General features: G+C 64.4%; 1 pseudogene. It reads right to left on the bottom strand.

Annotated elements, in window-relative coordinates:
* Positions 1–1381, bottom strand: a pseudogene (locus tag M2400_RS33365) (hypothetical protein); the annotation flags it as partial.

Genomic DNA, 1381 nt, shown 5'->3' with positions numbered 1-1381 from the left:
ACCAGGTCCCATTCCTGTGCTGCCAGGGCTTCCACCTCCAGGCTCAGGGTCTTGGACTGAGTGCTCGCCCCGCCCCGAATGACGTCGTAATACACCTGGCAGCTCTCGCCCAGGTAAGCCGCGACGAATGCACTGGAAACCGTGAAGTCGACAAAGTCGCTACCAGGATTGGGAATGCCGGGTTTCGCCGGAATATCCGGTGTGCCCACGTCCGGTTTGCCGATGATGTGCATCTTGATGTCATCCGTTGGCAACATCGGCGCGTAGCGCACACGAATCGTCACCACTTCCGGGCGCGGCGGCAGCACGCGCAGCGGGTTGAGGCGGGTCAGGGTCGGGTTGATCACCGTGCCTTCCAGCACTTCGGGCACCGGCAGGTTCAGCGCCGAGCCGACCCGGATGACCAACGCCTCGGACGTCAGGGTGGGCTGCCCCGGCCTGACCACGGTGTAGTACAGGGTCAGGGAACCGTTCAGGTTGGCGGTCACAAAGCCGCGAGGCTCGGTGAAGGGCAGGGCGGCACCGACCCAGTTGACGTCGATCGGGAAAGCATCCGGTGGGGCGCTGCCGCCGGGGGAACTGCCGTCGGCGTGCAGGAACACCGTGGCGCCGAGGGTAAAGGCCGGGCTCGCCGGCACGGTGACATTCAAGTTGCCGCGGTTGATTTCCGGGTCGAAGACATAATCAGGCGGCACCGCTTCGCGGGTGGTGGGCGGCGGCAGGATCGCCCTTATTGCGCCGATCGTCAGGCTCAGGGTGCGCGATGGCGGCCGGTCGCGGGAATCATTGACGGTGTAGTAGAGCCGCAACGAACCGCCTTCCAGTTGGGCGATCTCGCCGTCGGGCCCGTTGGCCAGGTCGAAGAGAATATCGCCGCTGCCAGCGCGGGTACTGTACTCGGCGTAATAGGAACGGCCATTGGCATAGGTGCCTGCCAGTTTCAGCTTGACGTGGTCGTTGCTGTTCTGGCCGGTATAAGACGGGATCACCACGAATACAGGGTTGGTGGTGGGTGGCAGTGAGCCGCTCACCGCGTCGGGTACTTGCGGTGCTGCCAGGCGGGTGTCGACAGCAGTGCCGATAATATTGACGAGCGCGCCTTGCGAGTCGCGTGCCGGTACGCCGGTGCGAATACGTTGGTAGGTCAGCAGCAGGCGCCCGTCGACCAGGGGCAGGATATCGGCGTTTGGCCAGTTGATGCGCTGGGCGCGAGTGGTCGAGGTGATGGTGTGGTCGTAGGTGTAGGTCACGCGTACCCCGTCGATCAGCCCGGCGACGGTCACCCGAATGATGTCGCCCGTCATGTAACCCTGGCCGGAGACCTCGACCACGAAGGTGGCGTCTGCGCCCTTGAGTGCATCGGCATCGAGCTCTGGCGTCT

The sequence above is a fragment of the Pseudomonas sp. BIGb0558 genome, from assembly GCF_024807515.1.
GTDB lineage: Bacteria > Pseudomonadota > Gammaproteobacteria > Pseudomonadales > Pseudomonadaceae > Aquipseudomonas > Aquipseudomonas yamanorum_A.
The sequence above is the reverse complement of the archived record's forward strand: the minus strand, read 5'-3'. Positions and strand labels throughout refer to the sequence as shown.